The 17,354-nt window shown below is 63.9% G+C and carries 21 protein-coding genes and 6 pseudogenes; 7 read left to right on the top strand and 20 right to left on the bottom strand.

The features are described 5' to 3' along the window. Window positions 1–141 precede the first annotated feature (141 nt). From B0G82_RS37690 to B0G82_RS37680, 3 genes are all read left to right on the top strand, one after another. Window positions 142–597 (top strand): group II truncated hemoglobin, encoded by a 456-nt coding sequence (locus B0G82_RS37690; RefSeq protein WP_105512109.1) that lies wholly within the window; start codon window positions 142–144, stop codon window positions 595–597. Then, window positions 597–1,205, top strand: coding sequence for a hypothetical protein (locus B0G82_RS37685; protein ID WP_121311321.1), 609 nt, complete (start codon window positions 597–599; stop codon window positions 1,203–1,205). The genes B0G82_RS37690 and B0G82_RS37685 overlap by 1 nt, the downstream gene beginning before the upstream one ends. 76 nt (window positions 1,206–1,281) lie before the next feature. Beyond that, window positions 1,282–1,845, top strand: a complete 564-nt coding sequence (locus B0G82_RS37680) for an ankyrin repeat domain-containing protein (protein ID WP_121311545.1) — start codon at window positions 1,282–1,284, stop codon at window positions 1,843–1,845. Between the two features lie 125 nt (window positions 1,846–1,970). Here B0G82_RS37680 and B0G82_RS37675 read toward each other — a convergent pair. The 7 genes and pseudogenes from B0G82_RS37675 to B0G82_RS37640 form a co-directional block, all read right to left on the bottom strand. Further along, window positions 1,971–2,219, bottom strand: a pseudogene (locus B0G82_RS37675) (transposase); the annotation flags it as partial. Window positions 2,220–2,263: 44 nt separating this feature from the next. After that, window positions 2,264–3,346 (bottom strand): annotated as a pseudogene (locus B0G82_RS37670) (fatty acid desaturase). A gap of 105 nt (window positions 3,347–3,451) precedes the next feature. Next, on the bottom strand, window positions 3,452–3,784 hold the full coding sequence (gene cyoD / locus B0G82_RS37665) for a cytochrome o ubiquinol oxidase subunit IV (protein ID WP_116140835.1): 333 nt from the start codon (window positions 3,782–3,784) through the stop codon (window positions 3,452–3,454). Then, window positions 3,785–4,393, bottom strand: coding sequence for a cytochrome o ubiquinol oxidase subunit III (cyoC, locus tag B0G82_RS37660; RefSeq protein WP_116117454.1), 609 nt, complete (start codon window positions 4,391–4,393; stop codon window positions 3,785–3,787). A 3-nt stretch (window positions 4,394–4,396) separates the two neighbouring features. Next, a complete protein-coding gene (cyoB, locus tag B0G82_RS37655; protein ID WP_121311320.1) occupies window positions 4,397–6,403 on the bottom strand; it encodes a cytochrome o ubiquinol oxidase subunit I in 2,007 nt (668 codons plus the stop codon). Between the two features lie 3 nt (window positions 6,404–6,406). Beyond that, window positions 6,407–7,303, bottom strand: coding sequence for a ubiquinol oxidase subunit II (gene cyoA, locus B0G82_RS37650; RefSeq protein WP_164862356.1), 897 nt, complete (start codon window positions 7,301–7,303; stop codon window positions 6,407–6,409). 476 nt (window positions 7,304–7,779) lie between these two features. After that, window positions 7,780–8,091 (bottom strand): annotated as a pseudogene (locus B0G82_RS37640) (oxygen-independent coproporphyrinogen III oxidase); the annotation flags it as partial. Window positions 8,092–8,381: 290 nt separating this feature from the next. Here B0G82_RS37640 and B0G82_RS37635 point away from each other — a divergent pair. The 4 genes and pseudogenes from B0G82_RS37635 (at window position 8,382) to B0G82_RS37620 (ending at window position 10,111) form a co-directional block, all read left to right on the top strand. Further along, a pseudogene (locus tag B0G82_RS37635) lies at window positions 8,382–8,949 on the top strand (OmpW family outer membrane protein). A gap of 157 nt (window positions 8,950–9,106) precedes the next feature. Next, window positions 9,107–9,556 (top strand): hypothetical protein, encoded by a 450-nt coding sequence (locus B0G82_RS37630; RefSeq protein ID WP_116140829.1) that lies wholly within the window; start codon window positions 9,107–9,109, stop codon window positions 9,554–9,556. An 18-nt stretch (window positions 9,557–9,574) separates the two neighbouring features. Next, window positions 9,575–9,811, top strand: coding sequence for a zinc ribbon domain-containing protein (locus B0G82_RS37625; protein ID WP_105512117.1), 237 nt, complete (start codon window positions 9,575–9,577; stop codon window positions 9,809–9,811). A 24-nt stretch (window positions 9,812–9,835) separates the two neighbouring features. Further along, window positions 9,836–10,111 (top strand): hypothetical protein, encoded by a 276-nt coding sequence (locus B0G82_RS37620; protein ID WP_132373999.1) that lies wholly within the window; start codon window positions 9,836–9,838, stop codon window positions 10,109–10,111. Between the two features lie 59 nt (window positions 10,112–10,170). On the opposite strand, the gene B0G82_RS37615 is transcribed toward B0G82_RS37620, so the two are convergent. From B0G82_RS37615 to B0G82_RS37550, 13 genes and pseudogenes are all read right to left on the bottom strand, one after another. After that, the gene (locus B0G82_RS37615) at window positions 10,171–10,413 is read right to left on the bottom strand and encodes a hypothetical protein (protein ID WP_128592674.1); all 243 of its coding nucleotides are present in this window, start codon (window positions 10,411–10,413) and stop codon (window positions 10,171–10,173) included. Window positions 10,414–10,638: 225 nt separating this feature from the next. Then, window positions 10,639–10,842, bottom strand: coding sequence for an FAD-dependent oxidoreductase (locus B0G82_RS40900; protein ID WP_116117460.1), 204 nt, complete (start codon window positions 10,840–10,842; stop codon window positions 10,639–10,641). Window positions 10,843–10,858: 16 nt separating this feature from the next. Continuing rightward, window positions 10,859–11,146 (bottom strand): annotated as a pseudogene (locus B0G82_RS37600) (2Fe-2S iron-sulfur cluster-binding protein); the annotation flags it as partial. A gap of 55 nt (window positions 11,147–11,201) precedes the next feature. Beyond that, entirely contained in the window at window positions 11,202–12,044 is an 843-nt protein-coding gene (locus B0G82_RS37595) for an SIR2 family protein (protein ID WP_121311318.1), read from the bottom strand. Window positions 12,045–12,054: 10 nt separating this feature from the next. Next, the gene (locus B0G82_RS37590) at window positions 12,055–13,218 is read right to left on the bottom strand and encodes a DegT/DnrJ/EryC1/StrS family aminotransferase (protein ID WP_116140819.1); all 1,164 of its coding nucleotides are present in this window, start codon (window positions 13,216–13,218) and stop codon (window positions 12,055–12,057) included. Next, window positions 13,205–13,483 (bottom strand): hypothetical protein, encoded by a 279-nt coding sequence (locus tag B0G82_RS37585; protein ID WP_116140817.1) that lies wholly within the window; start codon window positions 13,481–13,483, stop codon window positions 13,205–13,207. The genes B0G82_RS37590 and B0G82_RS37585 overlap by 14 nt, the downstream gene beginning before the upstream one ends. 1 nt (window position 13,484) lies before the next feature. Beyond that, on the bottom strand, window positions 13,485–13,703 hold the full coding sequence (gene nifT, locus B0G82_RS37580) for a putative nitrogen fixation protein NifT (protein WP_007177241.1): 219 nt from the start codon (window positions 13,701–13,703) through the stop codon (window positions 13,485–13,487). 41 nt (window positions 13,704–13,744) lie between these two features. Next, window positions 13,745–14,889, bottom strand: a pseudogene (locus B0G82_RS37575) (cysteine desulfurase family protein). A 22-nt stretch (window positions 14,890–14,911) separates the two neighbouring features. After that, window positions 14,912–15,283, bottom strand: coding sequence for a hypothetical protein (locus B0G82_RS37570; RefSeq protein ID WP_121311317.1), 372 nt, complete (start codon window positions 15,281–15,283; stop codon window positions 14,912–14,914). Further along, window positions 15,280–15,555: a nitrogen fixation protein NifZ gene (locus B0G82_RS37565; RefSeq protein ID WP_121311316.1), complete on the bottom strand. Its 276-nt coding sequence runs from the start codon at window positions 15,553–15,555 to the stop codon at window positions 15,280–15,282. The genes B0G82_RS37570 and B0G82_RS37565 overlap by 4 nt, the downstream gene beginning before the upstream one ends. Then, complete coding sequence (locus B0G82_RS37560) at window positions 15,552–15,932, bottom strand: nitrogen fixation protein NifZ (protein WP_121311315.1); 381 nt, start codon at window positions 15,930–15,932, stop codon at window positions 15,552–15,554. Before B0G82_RS37560 ends, B0G82_RS37565 begins: the two co-directional genes overlap by 4 nt. After that, complete coding sequence (locus B0G82_RS37555; RefSeq protein WP_116140811.1) at window positions 15,925–16,761, bottom strand: 4Fe4S-binding leucine-rich repeat protein; 837 nt, start codon at window positions 16,759–16,761, stop codon at window positions 15,925–15,927. The genes B0G82_RS37560 and B0G82_RS37555 overlap by 8 nt, the downstream gene beginning before the upstream one ends. After that, window positions 16,758–17,339, bottom strand: coding sequence for a hypothetical protein (locus B0G82_RS37550; RefSeq protein ID WP_121311314.1), 582 nt, complete (start codon window positions 17,337–17,339; stop codon window positions 16,758–16,760). Before B0G82_RS37550 ends, B0G82_RS37555 begins: the two co-directional genes overlap by 4 nt. Window positions 17,340–17,354: the final 15 nt, after the last annotated feature.

Raw genomic sequence — 17,354 nt, 5'->3', positions numbered from 1 at the left:
GATTTCGCGACAAACCACGTGAACTTCGTCGCCAATGAAACCATTCGGCGCGTTTGTCGTGCGATTTCTGTCGCATTGGCCTGCGTGCAGCCGGACAATCGCCGGGTTGCCGCCTGGTTCGGTTATTGCTTTGATGGCATCATGGACACACCAACCACCCAACCTTCGCGACCCGTGCCGCGCGAGACGCACTTCGACCGTCTAGGCGGCGAGACCGACGTCAACCGCCTGGTCGACGCGTTCTATCGGCACATGGATACGCGGGCCGACGCGCAGCGCATTCGCGCGATGCATCACCCCGACCTGTCTTCGACGAAGGCCGTGCTGGTGCTGTATCTGTGCGAATGGCTCGGTGCCGACAAGCGATACTCGGCACAGCATGGCCAACCACGGCTGCGCACGCGTCATGCCGCATTCGCGATCGGCACCGCCGAACGGGATGCGTGGCTAGCTTGCATGCGCGCCGCGTTCGACGAGACAGGTGTCGATCCGGCGCTGCGCGACGAACTGATGCAGGCTTTTTTCAAAATCGCCGACCGGATGCGCAACACGCAGACGTGCCCCCCCTTCAACTCTGTTCAACCCGAGGATCTGTGATGACCGAAACGCTCGCCCACAAGGATATCGACGACACCGCGTTCGCCCGTCTCGAACATGAAGGCCGTCTGCTCAACCCGGTACTCAAGGGGCTGACGAACAAGTTCGGCCGGGTCGGCTTCCGCGGCGAACTCGCGCTGCGCTTTGCCCCGAAGCTCGCCGACGAAGCGCGGCCGCCGGAGCTGACCTGCGATCAGGTGATGGCATGTGCGACGATCGGCCATAAGCACTTGCCGTTCTTCGTCGGGTATCTGCTGAGCTTCGAGCATCTGAAGGACGTGGCCGAGGTGCTCAGCGACACGCTCTCGGCGGGTGGCAAGTACTTTCTTTTTTGCGACAACGTCGACCTGAGCAAGCGATATCAGGTGCCATACAAGGGCGCGATGTTCTATGTTCTGCCGATTCTCGAGTCCACCGTCTACAACGAGATGCTCGAACTGCTGTACCTCGAAAAGAACGAATTGAAGAAGAAGGACTCAGGCGGCAAGCTGGATGCGGTAGCGGACGCGGCCATCAAGTTCGACGTGACCTTCGACATGATCACCTACAGCGAAGGACTTGAATTGATGGGGCCGGTGCGCAACCCCAACGAGAACCGGCCCGTCTGAAGCGCGGATCCCAACGGCTGCCGCCCGTGCCGCTGCGCCAACCGATGTTCCCTTGCACCCGAAGGCGACCATGATCATGCATACCGACACTGCTTTCGTCGTCCGCGAACGCCTGGCCTCGCGCGTTGTCCGGAACGCCGATGCACAACTCGAAACAAACGTGCCTGCCGCACTTTCCACCTGGCTGGCGTACCACGGCTTCCCTGATCCGCATTCGCGCTGCGTGAACGGCGAAACCCCGTTGATGCGCGCCGCGCAGCATGGCGAGGACGCGGTGGTCGAAGCGTTGCTCGCATTCGGCGCACGCGCCGACGCGCTCGATGACGACGGCAACCATGCGCTCTGGTTCGCGTGCCTGCACGGCGGCCCCGCGACCATCCTGCGGCTGATCGACGCCGGCGCGCCGATCGACCATGTGAACGACGACGACATCACATGCCTGATGCATGCAGCCGCGAGCGGTCGCCTCGACGTCCTGCAGATGCTGCTTGCGCATGGGGCGAACGCAGAACTGTGCGCACCGGATGGCCGCAGCGCGCTCGCCATGGCAGCCGACCTCGGGTTGCAACTGCTGCGCACGGCCCGACAGATGGAAGGAGCGGGCACGCAACGTATCACTACAGCACCGGTCCTCCTCTGAGATGTGAGCCATCGGTCGACGAGCCCATCGGCAGCGAACCCGGTACGGCCGGCATCGTCGACAGGAGATCACAAGATGAATGGCCAACGCGTGTTTCCTCGCGACCGCGCCAGCATCGCCGCATGCAGGCGAGCCCGCACGCCATCGTCCTGCCATTCCCGCAACCTTCGCGAGCAGGTCATACCGCTACCGAAGTCCATCTCCGGCGGCAAGTCTTTCCACGGTATGCCGGTGAACAGCACGAACAGGATGCCATTCAATGCAGCAGCGCGTTCATCAACACGCGGGCGTCCGCCCCGGGGCGATACCCGTCGCTCTGGCAGCAAGGCTTCGAGCGTTGGCCATAACTCTTCGCCGATTCTTTGTCTTGTCATCCAACCTCAAACGTATACCCCTTGCTTTCGGATGATAGGCTTTGTTAGCGAGCCTTAAGAGGGACGTGCGTCGCGCGACCAGCGAAATCGGTCCACAGATCAGTCGAAAAATCGTATAGTTTGCAGCCTCGTGCGGTGTCGAAGTACCAACGTCACGAAAACCGCTGCACGACGATCCGTTCCGGAAGCATCGCTTCGAGCATTCGCTGAGCACCGACGAGCCCGTATAGAGGGAGACTCATGTCGACGTGATGCGCGGTGTGCTCCATGATGTGATGAAACAGCGCGCCAAAACGCCAGCGAAAGGTCAAGTGCACCGTCGTGGATACGAACGGATCCGAACGCCCCCATTTCGCGCGATCATCGTACCAGTGGATTTGCGGATGCGTGTGGTGCGCGTACACGACGAAACCGACCATCGCGCACCAGAACAGGAACGGCACCCCGAACCCGCATGCGATTGACGGGATCACCCCCCGCTGCGTCGCGCGAGCGATCCACGCGAGCGCGCCGATCCATAGCAGTGCGAACACCGATACCAGCGTGCAGTCACAGAAGAATACCGGGCGCCGCGTCGGCATTGCGGCACGCGACGGGAAAAACATCTTCGTCCACCAAATTTCGATCATGTAGTAGAGACCAGGCGCGCCGCCGCTGCGATAGATCCGTTCCAGTGCGCGCCGTGGCCCACTCAAGGCGCGATATTCTTGGATCGTCAGCGGTGCCCACACAAAATCGACGCCTCTCAGGTTCGTGTAGCCATGATGCACCACGTTGTGACCCACTTGCCACAGGCTATACGGCGTGAGCGACGGCAGGAAGGCGACCCGGCCCAGCCAGCGGTGGAGCGTGCGGTGCCGGGTCAGGCTCTCATGACATGCGTCGTGACCGATGACGAAGAGCCGTCCGATGACGAAGCCCGCCATGCATCCGAATACGGTCTTCAGCACGAACCCGTGCGCGAACACGCTCGCGGCGAGCGCACACAATAGTAAAACGTAGTCGAACACGAGCAGCAGAAGCGCGTAGGCGGTGCGGCGTTCGGCGAACGGCGTCAGCCACGAGCGGATGGCCTTGCGATGGGGCAATGGCTCATTGGCGGGAACAGGGTGATTCGGGCTGTTCATGAAGAAAGACCGGTAGAACGGTGCAGCACAACACTACGCATGCGGTCGACGGCTGCATGGCGTGTCCGCGATGATGTGACCAGACCGTTTCGCGCTGGCGGGGAGTCAGCGCGACATCATGTTCATGCTGACATTGTGCATCACCCAGATCGTGCCGAAGATCAGGAACAGCGCGGCGAGCGCGGTGTAGCATAACGCCAGCACGTTCCAGCGCTGGCCGCGCGACAGGTCGAGATGCAGGAACGTCACCAGTTGCACGACGATCTGCACGAACGCCAGCAACGCGAGCGCCATAATCGCGGAGCCGGACGGCAGCAACCGTTGCGCGACGATCGAGAATGAGCCAGCCGTCAGCAGCACGGCGAGCACGAAACCGGTGATATAACCGGCGACGTCACCACGCGAGGCGATCGTGGACGTCGAGTGTGAATGGACCATTTAGAGCATGCTCCCGAGATAGACAAACGAAAACACGCAGATCCACACGATGTCGAGGAAGTGCCAGAAGAGGCTCAAGCATGTCAGACTCGTGAGGTCGCGACCGGACAGTTCAGGCGAGCGGACGACCTGCACGACGAGCACGGCCATCCAGACGAGGCCGGCTGTCACGTGCAGGCCGTGGGTGCCAACCAGCGTGAAGAACGACGACAGGAAGGCGCTGCGACTGGGCCCAGCACCGTTGGCGACCAGGTGCGAGAACTCGCGCAGCTCGAACGCGAGGAACAGCGCGCCAAGCACGAACGTCACGAGGAGCCAGCCGATCACGGCACCACGCCCCTGGCGCTGCGCGCCGAGCACCGCGAAGCCGTAGGTGGTGCTGCTCAGCAGCAGCGCGCCGGTTTCAAGTGCGACACCCGGGATGTCGAACAGGTCCCGTCCGGACGCGCCACCCGCGAACTGGTGCGCCATTACGGCGAACACGGCGAACAGCGACGCGAACAGCATGCAGTCGGTCATCAGGTACAGCCAGAAGCCGAACACGGTGGGCGTTGGGCCGTGGTCAGCGCTCGACCTGCCGTGATGGACGAGTAATGCAGATTGCGTCATGGATCAGGTCTCCGCAGATTCGGGCAATTCAAAGTCGGCCGGGGTGGGTGCGCTGCCGCGTCGTGCTTCGATTTCGCGCACGCGCGAGGCCGGAATCACGTAGCCATGGTCGTCGCGGAAGCTACGCGCGATCAGCGCGGCGACGATCGCGACGAAGGCCAGCACGGCGAGCCACGTGATGTGCCAGACGCCGGCGAAGCCGAGCACGAGGCTGAATGCGCCGATCAGGAACCCGTCCGCGGTGTTCGACGGTAGGTGGATGTCCTCGTAATGCGCCAGTGCGGCATTTGCTGCGCCGCTCTCCTTCATGTGCGCGAACGCGTCGAGCTGGTGGACGACCGGTATGCGCGCGAAGTTGTAGACAGCGGGCGGCGACGCGGTGGCCCATTCGAGCGTGCGGCCGTTCCACGGGTCGCCCGTCAGGTCGCCGTATTCCGGCTCGTTGCGATGGATCACGCTCACGACGACCTGGGCGATCTGGTGCACGACACCGAGTGCGATCAGCACCACGCCGCATGCCGCGACGAACAGCCAGGGATGCCAGGTCGGATTGTCGTAGTGATTCAGGCGCCGGGTCATGCCCATGAAGCCGAGCACGTAGAGCGGCACGAACGACACGTAGAAGCCGACGAACCAGCACCAGAACGCCCGCTTGCCGAGCTTCTCGTTAAGCTTGAAGCCGAACGCCTTCGGGAACCAGTAATGGAAGCCTGCGAGATAGCCGAACACGACGCCGCCTATGATCGCGTTGTGAAAGTGCGCGATCAGGAACAGGCTGTTGTGCAGCACGAAGTCCACGCCCGGGATCGCCATCATCACGCCCGTCATGCCGCCGATCGTGAACGTGACCATGAAGCCGATCGTCCACAGCACGGGTGCGGTGAACTCGATGCGACCGCGGTACATCGTGAACAGCCAGTTGAAGATTTTCACGCCCGTGGGGATCGCGATGACCATCGTCATAATGCCGAAGAACGCGTTAACGTCCGCGCCGGAACCCATCGTGAAGAAGTGGTGCGCCCACACGAGGAATGCGAGCACCGTGATCGCGCACGACGCGTAGACCATCGTTCTGTAGCCAAACAGCGGTTTCTTCGCAAACGTCGCGATCACTTCCGAGTAGATGCCGAACGCGGGCAGCACGAGGATGTACACCTCCGGGTGGCCCCACGCCCAGATCAGGTTCAGGTACACCATCGCGTTGCCGCCGAGCTCATTTGTGAAAAAGTGCATGCCTGCGTAGCGGTCGAGGCCGAGCAGTGCGAGCGTCACGGTTAGGATCGGGAACGTTGCCATGATCAGCACGTTCGAGCACAGCGCGGTCCACGTGAACACCGGCATCTTCATCAGCGTCATGCCGGGCGCGCGCAGCTTGACGATCGTAACGAAGAAGTTGATCGCGGTAATCAGCGTGCCGACGCCGGAGAGCTGCAGACTCCAGATGTAGTAGTCGACCCCGACGCCGGGACTGAACTGCAGCTCCGACAGCGGTGGATACGCGAGCCAGCCTACCTGCGCGAACTCGCCGATCACGAGCGACAGATTGATCAGGATCGCGCTGATCGCCGTCATCCAGAAGCTCAGCGAATTCAGGAACGGGAAGGCGACGTCGCGCGCGCCGATCTGCAGCGGCACGACAAGATTGAAGAGGCCGACCATCAGCGCCATAGCCATGAAGAAAATCATGATGACACCGTGCGCGGTGAATATCTGGTCGTAGTGGTGCGGCGGCAGGTAACCGGGGCCGTGAAACGCGATCGCGAGCTGAAGCCGCATCATTACGGCGTCGACAAAACCGCGCATGAGCATCAGCACCGCGACGATGATGTACATGATGCCGATCTTCTTGTGATCGACGCTTGTCAGCCACTCGGTCCAGAGCCACTTCCAGCGGCAGAGCTTCGTGAGCGTGGCGATGACCGCCAGCACGATGAGCGCCATGAACGCGGCCGCGCCCATGATGATCGGCTGATCGAACGGAATCGCGCCGGGCGTGAGTTTTCCAAACATGGCTTACTCCGTGGTCTGTGTGCGACATGCGGCGTCGCGGAAGGCCGTGACGTTGCCGTTGTTGTATCGGGCAACGATGTTGCGGAACAGGTGCTGGTCGATCGATGAGAAGTAGCGTACCGACTGCTTCTCGCTCGGCTTCGCGACTTCGGCGTATTCGTCCATGCTCAGGCGGTCCGGCGAAGCCTTGACCTTCCGCACCCATGCGTCGAAGTCGGTGGGGCTCGTCGCAAGCGTGCGGAATTTCATGTCGGCGAATCCCTTGCCGCTGAAGTTGGCGGACATGCCTTCGAAATTTCCCGGTGCATCCGCGATCAGGTGCAGACGGGTCTGCATGCCGACCATTGCATACACCTGAGTGCCGAGTTGCGGGATGAAGAATGAGTTCATCACCGAGTCCGACGTGATCCGGAAATTCACCGGCGTATCGACTGGCACGGCGAGCTGGTTCACCGACGCAATGCCGAGGTCCGGGTAGATGAAGAGCCACTTCCAGTCGAGCGCGACCACCTCGACATCGATCGGCTTCACGCTCGACTGCAGCGGCCGGTACGGGTCGAGCTCATGCGTGGTGCGCCACGTCAGGATACCGAGGTACAGGATGATCAGGGTGGGGATCGTCCAGACGGCGATCTCGATCGCCGTCGAGTGCGCCCATTTGGGTGCATAGACCGCGTGACGGTTCGACGCACGGTAGCGCCACGCGAAGAACAACGTCAGCAGGATCACCGGGATCACGACGATCAGCATCGCCCACGTGGCGGTGGCGATCAGCGACTTCTCGGCCGCGCCCACGCTCCCTTTTGGATCAAGCACAGTCAGATCACATCCCGATAGACAGGCGCTCAATGTTGTGACGATGGCTATCGACCGTTTCCTTAAGGCTTTTCTGTCTATCATGGTAGTTAATCTGGGTTGTGGCAGCTTTGACCTGAAGCTCGCTTGACGCATGCGGCATCACACTCGCAGCGTCATGGTCCAACAACCTGCCAGCTTTGTGATTGATGCCGATCAAGGATGAACAAAGCGGCGGGGTGCGGTGCACTGACGCAGTGCGCGGGCTAAATCAGGCGATTGCCCATGTCTTCATGGCTGAACTGAAGCAGAGCCAGGCTGCGAGGGATGGCCTCGATCTGGCAATCGAGGGTCGCAACGGGGCACGTGGCGCGGAACGAAGGACAGACTTTACGGCGTCCGTGTGAACAGGGGAACACCTTGCTGACGGTGCGGTTTGCGGGTAATGCAACGCTCGCAGGATTCTCGATGCGCGGGACAATCTGATCCGGATCAGCGAATACGCACCCTGGCGTTGCTATTTCGGAGTTCGACGAACACGCCCCGTCGCGTTGTTTGCGCCAGCCACCGCCGTCGTGCCGCTAGATCAGTTTTGACCAGGACGCGCTCGAGGGTCGCTCCAGATAACCGTCGAACACCATGGCCACTGCGCGCACGAAGAACCGGCCTTTTGGGGCAATCGAGATGCCGTTTCCATCGATGCTCACCAGTCCCGCCTCCCGGTATGGTTCCAGGGCAGTAAGCTCACTTGAGAAATAGCGGACGAAGTCGATCTGATGCGCTAGCGAGATCGCCGCGAAATTCAGCGGCACGCTGCACATGAGCGTCATGATCACCTCCCGACGCAACGCATCGTCAGGCGATAGGGCAATTCCGCGTTCGACCGGCAGCCGGCTGGGTACCGGTCAATGCGGGTGAAGGCCAATAGTCCGGCCTCAAGGCTCCCGCTATCTCGACATTCCGACGCGTGACCCGATGTCGCATCTTGACTTCGGGCTCGGGACCTGTTGATCCTGCGCAAGGGCCACCCTGATTTGCGCGTCGACAATTCCCCGCATACGTCAACAAGGGCAAAGCGATGAAGCACATGATTAACGCCGTGATGATCGTGGCAAGCCTGTGCGCTACCGGTTTGTTCGAAGTACGGACATACGCGAATGACGTAAGCGCGAACGGAAGCACGATGGCAGGCGCGGTGCCGGCGGACGGGACCCACGCCGGTGACTTACTCGTGCGTTTGCGTGCCATCTCGATCGAGCCGGAAGTACACGCGAGCGGCACGTTGTCGTCGCTCGGCATGGGTGTCAATAACGCACTCGTGCCGGAGTTGAACCTGATCTATATGATCCGCGATGCGAACGGCGTCGAGCTGATTCTCGGTACCTCGCGGCAACACGTGACGTCTGGTCTTTGCGATCTGGGTGGCGTGAACGTGCTACCACCGACACTGCTGCAATATCACCTCAACCATGCTGGCATGATCCGACCGTATGTCGGCGCGGGGGTCAACTACACGTACTTCTACAACGACGGCCTGAGCGCGGGCCCAGAAGGCACCCGAGGTGTCACGCAGCAGCTTCGGTCCGGCGGTGCATGCTGGCGCCGACGTGCAGATCACGAAGACCGTCTTTCTCAACGCGGATATCAAGAAGATCTGAATGCACACGGATGCCCCGGTCGGCGGCAGTTCGTTGGGCCGACTGGACATCGACCCGCTAGTACTGGGGCCAGGCGTTGGGATGAAGTTCTAGCGAGCGCAGTGAGTGTTCCGTTCCGTTGTTAAGTGCGCACGCTGCTCGGACTGGGCGCCGATCCGGCTGTGCATTACCAAGACGACTTCACTGCCATCGACATGGCGGCCAGCCTCGACTGCCTGCAACTGCTGCGTCAAACCTGAGAACCCCGGCAATGGGCCCACATCACCATCTACAAAAACCCGGCTGCTCCGGCAATGCGCGCCAGAAAGCCCTGCTGCGCATGGCCGGCCACACGCTCGACGTGTGCAACCTACTGAGCTGGCCTTGGACCGCCGCACGCTGCAGGGCCTTCATGGCGCCGCGGCCGATCAGCGAGTGGTTCAAACGCGCGGCACCGCGCATCAAGTCGAGCGAAGTGGTGCCGGAAACGATCGACGCCAATGTAGCGCTGACGCTGTTGCTGGCCGAGCCGCTGCTGTTCCGCCGGTCGCTGATGCAATGCGACGAGCGCCGCATGGTCGGCTCCAATGCGGCCCTGGTGTACACCTGGATCGGGCTCGGCGCGCACGCACCGGCCCCGGACATGCTGCTCGAAGACTGCGCCGCAATGACAGACCACAGCTCGCACCAACGCGCGATCCGCTGCGCCCCATCCACCTGAAACGGAGATCGGATCACCATGCCCCTGTACGACTACCGCTGCGCGGCCTGCGGCCACGCATTCGAAACGCTGGTGCGCGCCGGCCACACGCCCGTCTGCCCGCAATGCGGCGGCACCGCGCTGGACAAGCAGGTCAGCGCGCCGGCCTCGCCCGGCAAGAGCCGCGCGATCATCTCCTTCGCGCGGCGTCAGGCGGCCCGCGAAGGGCACCTCAGCAACTATTCGCCGGCCGAGCGCTGCAAGCTGCTGCGCTAAGCCGAACGGGGAATCGCGCTGTCGATGCATGTGAACTTCGAGGGGCGCCTACCCGATGGCACTCAGACTCACCGTCGTCATGTGGCCGGCACGCTGGAACAGGCCACCGCCGACTGCCTGCCGGAACGCGCGAAGGGCATCTGCCGTATCTCGACGCTACCCGGATCCACGCCTTCGGTCAGGATCATCGCGGCCGTGCCGGCCTGCTCGATGATCGCCAGCCGCGCGCTGGTTTCGATAGCGGCGCTGCGGGTCGTGCCGGCACCGCCGCAGGATCGATGTCCGGACAGGCATGCATGAGACGCGAGTTCAATTCGAGCGCGATCGCACGTAGCAGCGCCGCGTCCGGCTGGTGCTCGTCAGGGAAGTTCTGACAACGCGCACGACGTGTTGTTGAACGCCAGCTCCGCGCTCAGCAGGGTCGGTGTGGCCGCGAGCGCGTCAGCAAGCAGCGCGGGCAGCGGCGGATCGAACCTGACATGCTCCGCCCCCAGCCGCTGCAGCAACGCGAGTACCGCCCGGCGGCCACGCAGCACGCGTGTCGCAGCGCTACTTCGTGTTTGCAGTTCAAGCCAGGCGCCGCGGTCACGCAGCATCAGCAACGCGCTGCTGGTCCGCACGCAGGCTGCCGGCAGCGCAGCACGACCAGACGCGCCGTCCCGCCTGCGATGCGGCGCGCCCCGGCATGCGTCTCAAGCGGCCCCTCGCGCCGCTGCGGTTCGCGGTTCGGGTCGGTGAGCCAAAGTGCATCGCCGGGGTCGTGCTGCCGCACGCTCGGCATACCCAGTTCGAGTTCGTCGAGCAGCGCGCCGATGCGCGGCTCGGCATCAGGCCAGAACCAGGCCGGACCTAGACCCAGCGTCTGACCGGTGGCTTAGCAATGTTGCGTCAGCACGGCCGCCCACGCGCTCGCGCGCTTCGATGACAACGACGGAAACGTCCTGAGCGTGCAGTGCGCGCGCCAGCGCGACGCCGCATAGACCCGCGCCGACGATGGCCACGTCGACCACCAGCGATTCGACCGCGGTCATCTCGCCGCTCAGACGAAGTCAGCAGTTCGATGGTCACCGGCTCTTCGGCCAGCACGACTTGACAGGCGAGGCGCGACTTGGAGCCGATGCCGACGAGCGTATCGAGCTTGTCGTTTTCGAGCCGCTGGATCTTCGGCAGGCTCTTGCGCCCTTCCTGTACGAACAGGCGGCACGATCCGCAGTCGGCCTTGCCGTTGCACTTGTGCTCGATGCTCTCGCCTGCGGCGAGCAGTGCCTGCAGCAGGGTCGCGCCGACGGCAACGTCGTAGGTCTTGCCCGAAGGCAGTACGGTCAATGTGGTCATGATGGCGATCTTGATAGAAGGCTACGGATAAAGAACGCTGGCTAGCGGCCACGCTTCACGCGGCCAGTGTGGGTTGCAAGGCATCCACCAACGCTTCGGCGAACCCGCCCAGCGGCATCGCGATGCACGTGATGCCCTGCTCTTCGAGAAAGCGCGCCTCCATACGCGTCGGTTCGTCGGGCAGCACGGCCCAGTGCATGTCGGAGGAGCGCTTCATGATCTGGCGCGCGAAGCTGCGTGTGAGCTGGTCGTCAAAACGGCAGCCCAGAAACAAAAAACTTCGACCGCGGCGCCACGCCTGCACGGCGGGCGGAATGGGCGTCTGGATATCGATCTCGGTCATGACTTCGACGAAGTCGCTGTCAGAGACCAGGTAGTTAGAGGCCGGCGCATGGCCGCCAATCGGCTTGTAGAGCAGCGCGCCCGAGGCCGGCACGGCATCCAGCAACGCGCCGTCTGCGCTATAGGCCGCGAACCAATGGCCGAAATGCTCGGCCTGCGACAGCCCCTGCAACTGCGCCCAGCCGCCCTGCGGCCGCGCCTGCGCCAGCGCGCAGGCGAAGGTGTCGTCGTACCAGCTGTCGACAACCAGCCCGGCGCCCATCGCCGCCAGCGCGCAATGCAGTGCCGACGGCGTCGACGTCATGGCGAAGGCCTCATTCATGACGCTCACCAGCGACTTGCGATGCTTGAAGTTTTCGATGAACTGCGCCGCCTGGGTCAGCCGGGTGCGGATCTTGTACAGCACGCTGACCTTGGCCGTGATGATTTCGGCGAGCGCGAGCGGCGTGGCAGGGGCGGCCGTATCGGGGCACAGCGCGAGCAGCGCCGGTCCCAGGTACGGAATGACGCCGCCCGCACACAGGCGTTCGGCGATGGTCTGGACTGAAACGGTCATGGAGTGCGGCTCACAGATAAATGGCAGCGCCGGCGCCCACGTTGGTCGCGGTGTCTTTCAGCGTCTTGACGATGTACTTGACCTGGTCGGTGTCGAGTAGCGTGTGCAGCGGCAGCGCCAGCGCGCGATCGCCGATGCGCTCGGTGTCGGGCAACAGGCCGCTCTTGCGGCCGATCGCATCGCCCGCGTTCAAGTAGTGGAACTGCTGATGCAGCGGATGGCTGTAGGCCACCGTCTCAATGCCGCAAGATTTCATGTCGTCGATCATCTGGGCGCGCGCGCTCTGCGTAAAACGTTTGCCCAAATGCACAACATAGAGCATCCTGTGCACTTCTTCGACGTCCTCTGCCAGGTAGGCCGGCTTGATCCCTTCGAAGCTTTGCATCTCTTCGTGATACCAGGTCTCGACCTGCTTTCGCTGCGCGAGGCGCGTGTCGAGTTCGGCCAGTTGCGCGAGACCGAGCGCGGCGGTCAGATCACTGATGCCCGCCTGCAGCGGCACCCACGAGCCGACCGAGACGGACGCGCGGTCCGTGACGCGCCGCTCGCGCAGATAGCGCAGTTCATGGACGAGTTCGTCATCGTCGGTGACGAGCATGCCGCCCGCTCCTGTGCACAGCGCGGACGGGCTGGAGAAGTCGAACACTGATACGTCGCCGAAACAGCCGACGTTGCGGCCCCGGTAGCGCGAGCCCAACGCCTCGGTACTGTCTTCGATCAGCCGCAAGCGCTGCGCGTCGGCCAGTTCGCGCAGCAGCGCCCACGCGGCCGGGTGGCCGTTGGTATTGCCGGCGAGGATCGCGCGCGTGCGAGGGCCGATCTTCTGCGCGGCTTTTTCGGCGCTCAGACAACCGCTCCAGTAGTCGATGTCGGCGAACACCGGCATGGCTCCCGCCAGCGTGATCGCCTGCGCCACCTGATGCCAGGTGTGCGACGCGCAGACCACCTCGTCTCCCGGGCCGATCCCCATCGCGCGCAACGCAATCCAGGTCGCGAGCGTGCCGCTCGCGACCGCGACCGCATACTCCCGGCCAACCCAGCCCGCAAACGCGCGCTCGAACGAATCAAGCATCGGCCCGTCGCTCCAACGCGAAGATTGCAGCACAGCGTTGACGAAATCGATCTCGCGCGCCGCGCAAGCCGGTTCGCTCAGCGCGATCTCATCGATTTCCATGCGCCCCGTCCTCGGTCAGGATCAACGCATCGGCCTCTTCAGGCCGCTGCGTGATGGACCTGCAATGCCCGGCCGACATCGCGAAATAGATACTGCGCACACCGAACCGAAGCGCTGCTATATCGTCGCGCATCACCGCTGCGCTGACATGCATTGTGAGCACCTCGGGATAACGTTCGTGCCATTGCGTGGCGGCGTCGCGTAGCGTCGGTGCCGTGCGGAGCAGGTCCGCCGCGAAGTCCAATTGCTCGGCGTTCAGGGTCATCTCACTCCTCCACGCCCGCAATGCGCCGCGCTTCGACCGTGATGGGCAGCGGCGTATCGTCGGCCATCGCGGGCAATTCGAGTTGCCAGCCGTTCGCGAGCGTGACGAGACCGCCCCACATCCCGGGCTGCGCCATCGCGACAATGGGCTCCTCCAGGTCCTTCTTTGGCACGTAGGCGCTCAGCGCGCCCTTGCTGTCCTTGCGGATCATGACTTTCATGGTTTCGGACTCCGGAGATTGATGACAGGTTCAAACCACGTTCAAGCGGGATGCGCTGCTTCCTCCAGCAGTGGACGAAGCAACGGCGGCAGATAGGCGAGCACGTACTCAATGTCCTGCGCCGTAGTGGTTTCGCGAGCGACAGACGCACCGCCGCCAGCGTCTCATCGCGCGGCACATCCATCGCGGCAAGCACGTGCGACGGCTCGCTGCCGCCAGACGAGCATGCCGAGCCTGACGACGCGGCAACGCCCGGCAGCTCGATGCGCTGCAACACGACCTCGGCAGGAACCTCGCCGAAACGCAGGTAGCTGGTGCCGGGCAGACGCGATGCCTGCGCCGAAAACACGTGGACGGCCGGCAGTGCGCACCGCAGCCCCTGCTCCAGTGCGTCACGCAGCGCGGCCACGCGCGCCGCTTCGCTCGCTACGTCGCTGATACGCTCGAGCGCCGCTGCAAAGCCGGCGATGGCCGGCAGGTTCTCGGTGCCGCCGCGTCGATGCCGTTCCTGGCTGCCCTGCACCTGCGGCACCAGCGTCACGCCGTGGCGCACGAGGAGCGTACCGATGCCCTTCGGCCCGCGCAGCTTGTGCGCCGACAGCGACACCGCATCGACCCCGCTCTGCGCGAAATGGAACGGCAGCCTGCCGGTGAACTGCGTCGCATCGACATGGAGGCGCGCGCCGGCCGAATGCACGAGATCGCGTACTTCGGCGACCGGCATCAATACGCCCGTCTCGTTGTTGGCCGCCATCAGCGATTCCACCCCGACGTCAGGTCCAATCAGCGCGGCGACACTGTCGAGGTCCAGCGTCCCGTCGGGCCGCACGGCGATGTAGTCGACCGCAACGCCGCGTGCAGCCAGCGCTCGCGCCAGCTTCAGGTGCGCTGCATGTTCGATCGCGCTGAATACGCCACAGTGCCGCCCCCCCGGCGGCGCCGCGTGCAGCCAGCACACGGCCAGGTGATTGGCTTCGGTGGCGCCGCTGGTGAAGATCAACTCTGCGGGCTTGCAACCGAGCGCTCGCGCGATCGTCGCGCGGGCCGCAGCGAGCGCGCCCTTCGCCTGCTGCCCGACGGCATGCTGCGACGACGCGTTGCCCCACGCATCCGTCAGGATGGACAGCATCGCCTGCGCCACGGCGGAGGCTGGCGGCATGGTCGCGTTGTGGTCGAGATAGATCATCGCCGGGCTCCGTTAGTTTGCTTCACGGCCAGAACACGCATTCGCGATCGATGCACAGCGTGTCCAGCAGCTCGGCCAGACCGGTGCTCTCATGCTGGGGCATCCATCGGTGCGACGCATGATCGCGCGCGCTCAGGTGCCACATACCGTCTTCATCGCGCGTGAGCCAGGCTATGTCGATCAGCCCGCCATTCGCGTCGACATTGCGGGAGCAGCACGGGCTCTCGACACGGAACCCCTGCCCATCGCGCAGCACGCGCGGCAGCACATAGTGGTAGCGGGTACGCTCGCGCAACGCTTGCTCGATCTGGCGCTGGGTCAGGTCGAACGGGCGGCTCGCGCGCAAACCGTCGCGCGCCGCCGCCGCTTCTGGCGCACTCGCCTGAACCGTCATGACATGGCTCCTTCTTCAGGTAGCAGGCCGGCGGGCGCGGGCGCAATTTCATTCCCCTTGCATCCGACGACACAGTTGCCGAAATCCACCAGATAGACTGGCTCGCCGCTCTCAACCACCTGGCCGACGTTGACGATTTCGCCGACCGTACCCGCCTCGGCCAGACAATTGTCCTGGCCGCGCTCCGGAAAGCTGCCGTCGTTGCACAGGTCATCCAGCGCGATCACGCGCATGCCCCACTGATAAGCAGGCTGAACCGGTTCGATACTCATGCTGACGGCTCCTGCGGTTGCGACGTTTCCGGCTGGACCCGCGTGCCGATCTTGTGCAGCGCTTCGGCCCGCTCGCCCAAGCCTTGCAGCACGTCGTCCGGCAGGTTGTCGAGCGTACATAGCTCTTTCGCGCGCATGCCGACACGGTGGCCGCTCTCGACGAAATCCACCGCGTAGATATAGAACTGCTGAAGGAAGGTGTCGATGCTGGTGACGTAGCCGATCTCGCCCTTGTTCACCAGCACTTCGCCGATGTCCTTGCCGTTGTACGTACCGTCGTTGCGGATAACCGAGCGTGCGATCACGCGCTCGTCGTAGTTGAAGCGCGGGGGAAACGCGACCTCAATCAGGTCGTCGTCGCGGTTGATGTCAGCCATGCTTCGCTCCTGCTGATCGTTGCGTTTGTCCGGTGGTCATCAGGTTCGCGACCTCGCCCGACTGCCGGCGCCGCCGCGCGAGCGCGCGCACCTCTTCGTCCGCGTCATTCACCAGCGACGCCACGATTTCGCCAGCGGCGCGCCGCGCGACTTCCCAGCGCACTCGCCAATCGGGATCGAACGCGAGGCGCGATAGCAGCGTCGCGGGCAGACGCTCAGCGACGATGCGGCGTACCTCGGCCTCGCTGTCGTCGGCAATACGCAGCAGCGCGGGCATCTCAAGACGCTCGGCCAGTCGCATCCGGACTACGCGATCAGGGTCGCCGATCATCTGCGGCAGCAGCGCGAGCGGCAGACGCTGCGCCACCCACTCGCGCACGCCGTAGTCGGAATCGCCCCGCATGCCGACCAATGCAGCAGGCGACACGCGCTGCGCCACGCGAATCCGCACCTCGCGATGCGGATCGTGGATCAGGCGCGCCAGTTGCGCCTGCGGCAATCGCAACGCGAGCTGCAGCCGGACCATCTCGTCCGGATCGCCGAGCAATGCAGGCAGACAAAACACATCGGCGTGACTCGCGGCGATTGCGCGCACCTCGAAGTACGGATGCGCAAGCTGCTCGTTGGCCAGTTCAGGATGCCAGTGAAAGAAGCGCTCGACGCGGCGCGCGTACGCATCCTGCATGCACGCGTGCCCTGGCCCGCAACCGTGCTCCGCCGGCAACTCGCGGAACCGCACGTAGCCGCAGCCGGTGCAGTCGAGCGGGCCGCCCTGCCAGTGGCGCGGTACAATGTCGCCGACTGGTACGCGCACGTTCTGTACGCTCATGGTTGCGTCCCCGTCCAGCCGCGCGTCGGATACGCACTCAGCGCATCCATTGCATCGTCGGACCCGGCGCCGGTCTCATGACGATCCAAGACATGCGAAAGCAGCGCGCCCCCCACCCGGTCTTCGGGATCGAGCCGGCGCAATTCGCGCAGTAGCATGCGCGCTTCTTCAAAGTCGCCGAGACGCGTGTTGAGGTACACGAGGCCCTTCAGTGTGAACAGATAAAAACGCGCGGCCGCGTCATAACGCGTGGTCACGTTCGCGGCCGCAAGCGGTTCCTCGCCGAAATCTGAGCCCAGCGCGGTGCGGGCGACCGCCAGCGCGTCTTCGCCGATCGCACGCGCCTGCGCCAATTTATGGCCGTAGAAGTAAAAGCGGTACAGCGCGATCAACGGCACCGGATGGCGCGGCGCGGCGGCGCGGGCGCGTTGCAACAGCGCGAGCGCCTCATCGGGGCGCTCGCGCAACCGACCCGCCTCGGCGATCAATGCATTGACGCCTGACGGCAAGCCGCCGCCAATCGCGCTCTGCGCAAACGCGGTCATTGCGTCGTCGAGGGCACGGTCGCCGGACTCCATCGCCATCGCTCCTCT

It is taken from the genome of Paraburkholderia sp. BL17N1 (genome assembly GCF_003634175.1).
Lineage (GTDB): Bacteria > Pseudomonadota > Gammaproteobacteria > Burkholderiales > Burkholderiaceae > Paraburkholderia.
The sequence above is the reverse complement of the archived record's forward strand: the minus strand, read 5'-3'. Positions and strand labels throughout refer to the sequence as shown.

Bases quoted from the DNA above. Each gene is read 5' to 3' on its own strand.
- B0G82_RS37690 (WP_105512109.1), top strand. From the start codon at position 142: ATGGACACACCAACCACCCAACCTTCGCGACCCGTGCCGCGCGAGACG.
- B0G82_RS37685 (WP_121311321.1), top strand. From the start codon at position 597: ATGACCGAAACGCTCGCCCACAAGGATATCGACGACACCGCGTTCGCC.
- B0G82_RS37680 (WP_121311545.1), top strand. From the start codon at position 1,282: ATGCATACCGACACTGCTTTCGTCGTCCGCGAACGCCTGGCCTCGCGC.
- cyoD (WP_116140835.1), bottom strand. From the start codon at position 3,784: ATGGTCCATTCACACTCGACGTCCACGATCGCCTCGCGTGGTGACGTC.
- cyoC (WP_116117454.1), bottom strand. From the start codon at position 4,393: ATGACGCAATCTGCATTACTCGTCCATCACGGCAGGTCGAGCGCTGAC.
- cyoB (WP_121311320.1), bottom strand. From the start codon at position 6,403: ATGTTTGGAAAACTCACGCCCGGCGCGATTCCGTTCGATCAGCCGATC.
- cyoA (WP_164862356.1), bottom strand. From the start codon at position 7,303: ATGATAGACAGAAAAGCCTTAAGGAAACGGTCGATAGCCATCGTCACA.
- B0G82_RS37630 (WP_116140829.1), top strand. From the start codon at position 9,107: ATGGGCCCACATCACCATCTACAAAAACCCGGCTGCTCCGGCAATGCG.
- B0G82_RS37625 (WP_105512117.1), top strand. From the start codon at position 9,575: ATGCCCCTGTACGACTACCGCTGCGCGGCCTGCGGCCACGCATTCGAA.
- B0G82_RS37620 (WP_132373999.1), top strand. From the start codon at position 9,836: ATGCATGTGAACTTCGAGGGGCGCCTACCCGATGGCACTCAGACTCAC.
- B0G82_RS40900 (WP_116117460.1), bottom strand. From the start codon at position 10,842: ATGACCGCGGTCGAATCGCTGGTGGTCGACGTGGCCATCGTCGGCGCG.
- B0G82_RS37595 (WP_121311318.1), bottom strand. From the start codon at position 12,044: ATGACCGTTTCAGTCCAGACCATCGCCGAACGCCTGTGTGCGGGCGGC.
- B0G82_RS37590 (WP_116140819.1), bottom strand. From the start codon at position 13,218: ATGGAAATCGATGAGATCGCGCTGAGCGAACCGGCTTGCGCGGCGCGC.
- B0G82_RS37585 (WP_116140817.1), bottom strand. From the start codon at position 13,483: ATGACCCTGAACGCCGAGCAATTGGACTTCGCGGCGGACCTGCTCCGC.
- nifT (WP_007177241.1), bottom strand. From the start codon at position 13,703: ATGAAAGTCATGATCCGCAAGGACAGCAAGGGCGCGCTGAGCGCCTAC.
- B0G82_RS37570 (WP_121311317.1), bottom strand. From the start codon at position 15,283: ATGACGGTTCAGGCGAGTGCGCCAGAAGCGGCGGCGGCGCGCGACGGT.
- B0G82_RS37565 (WP_121311316.1), bottom strand. From the start codon at position 15,555: ATGAGTATCGAACCGGTTCAGCCTGCTTATCAGTGGGGCATGCGCGTG.
- B0G82_RS37560 (WP_121311315.1), bottom strand. From the start codon at position 15,932: ATGGCTGACATCAACCGCGACGACGACCTGATTGAGGTCGCGTTTCCC.
- B0G82_RS37555 (WP_116140811.1), bottom strand. From the start codon at position 16,761: ATGAGCGTACAGAACGTGCGCGTACCAGTCGGCGACATTGTACCGCGC.
- B0G82_RS37550 (WP_121311314.1), bottom strand. From the start codon at position 17,339: ATGGAGTCCGGCGACCGTGCCCTCGACGACGCAATGACCGCGTTTGCG.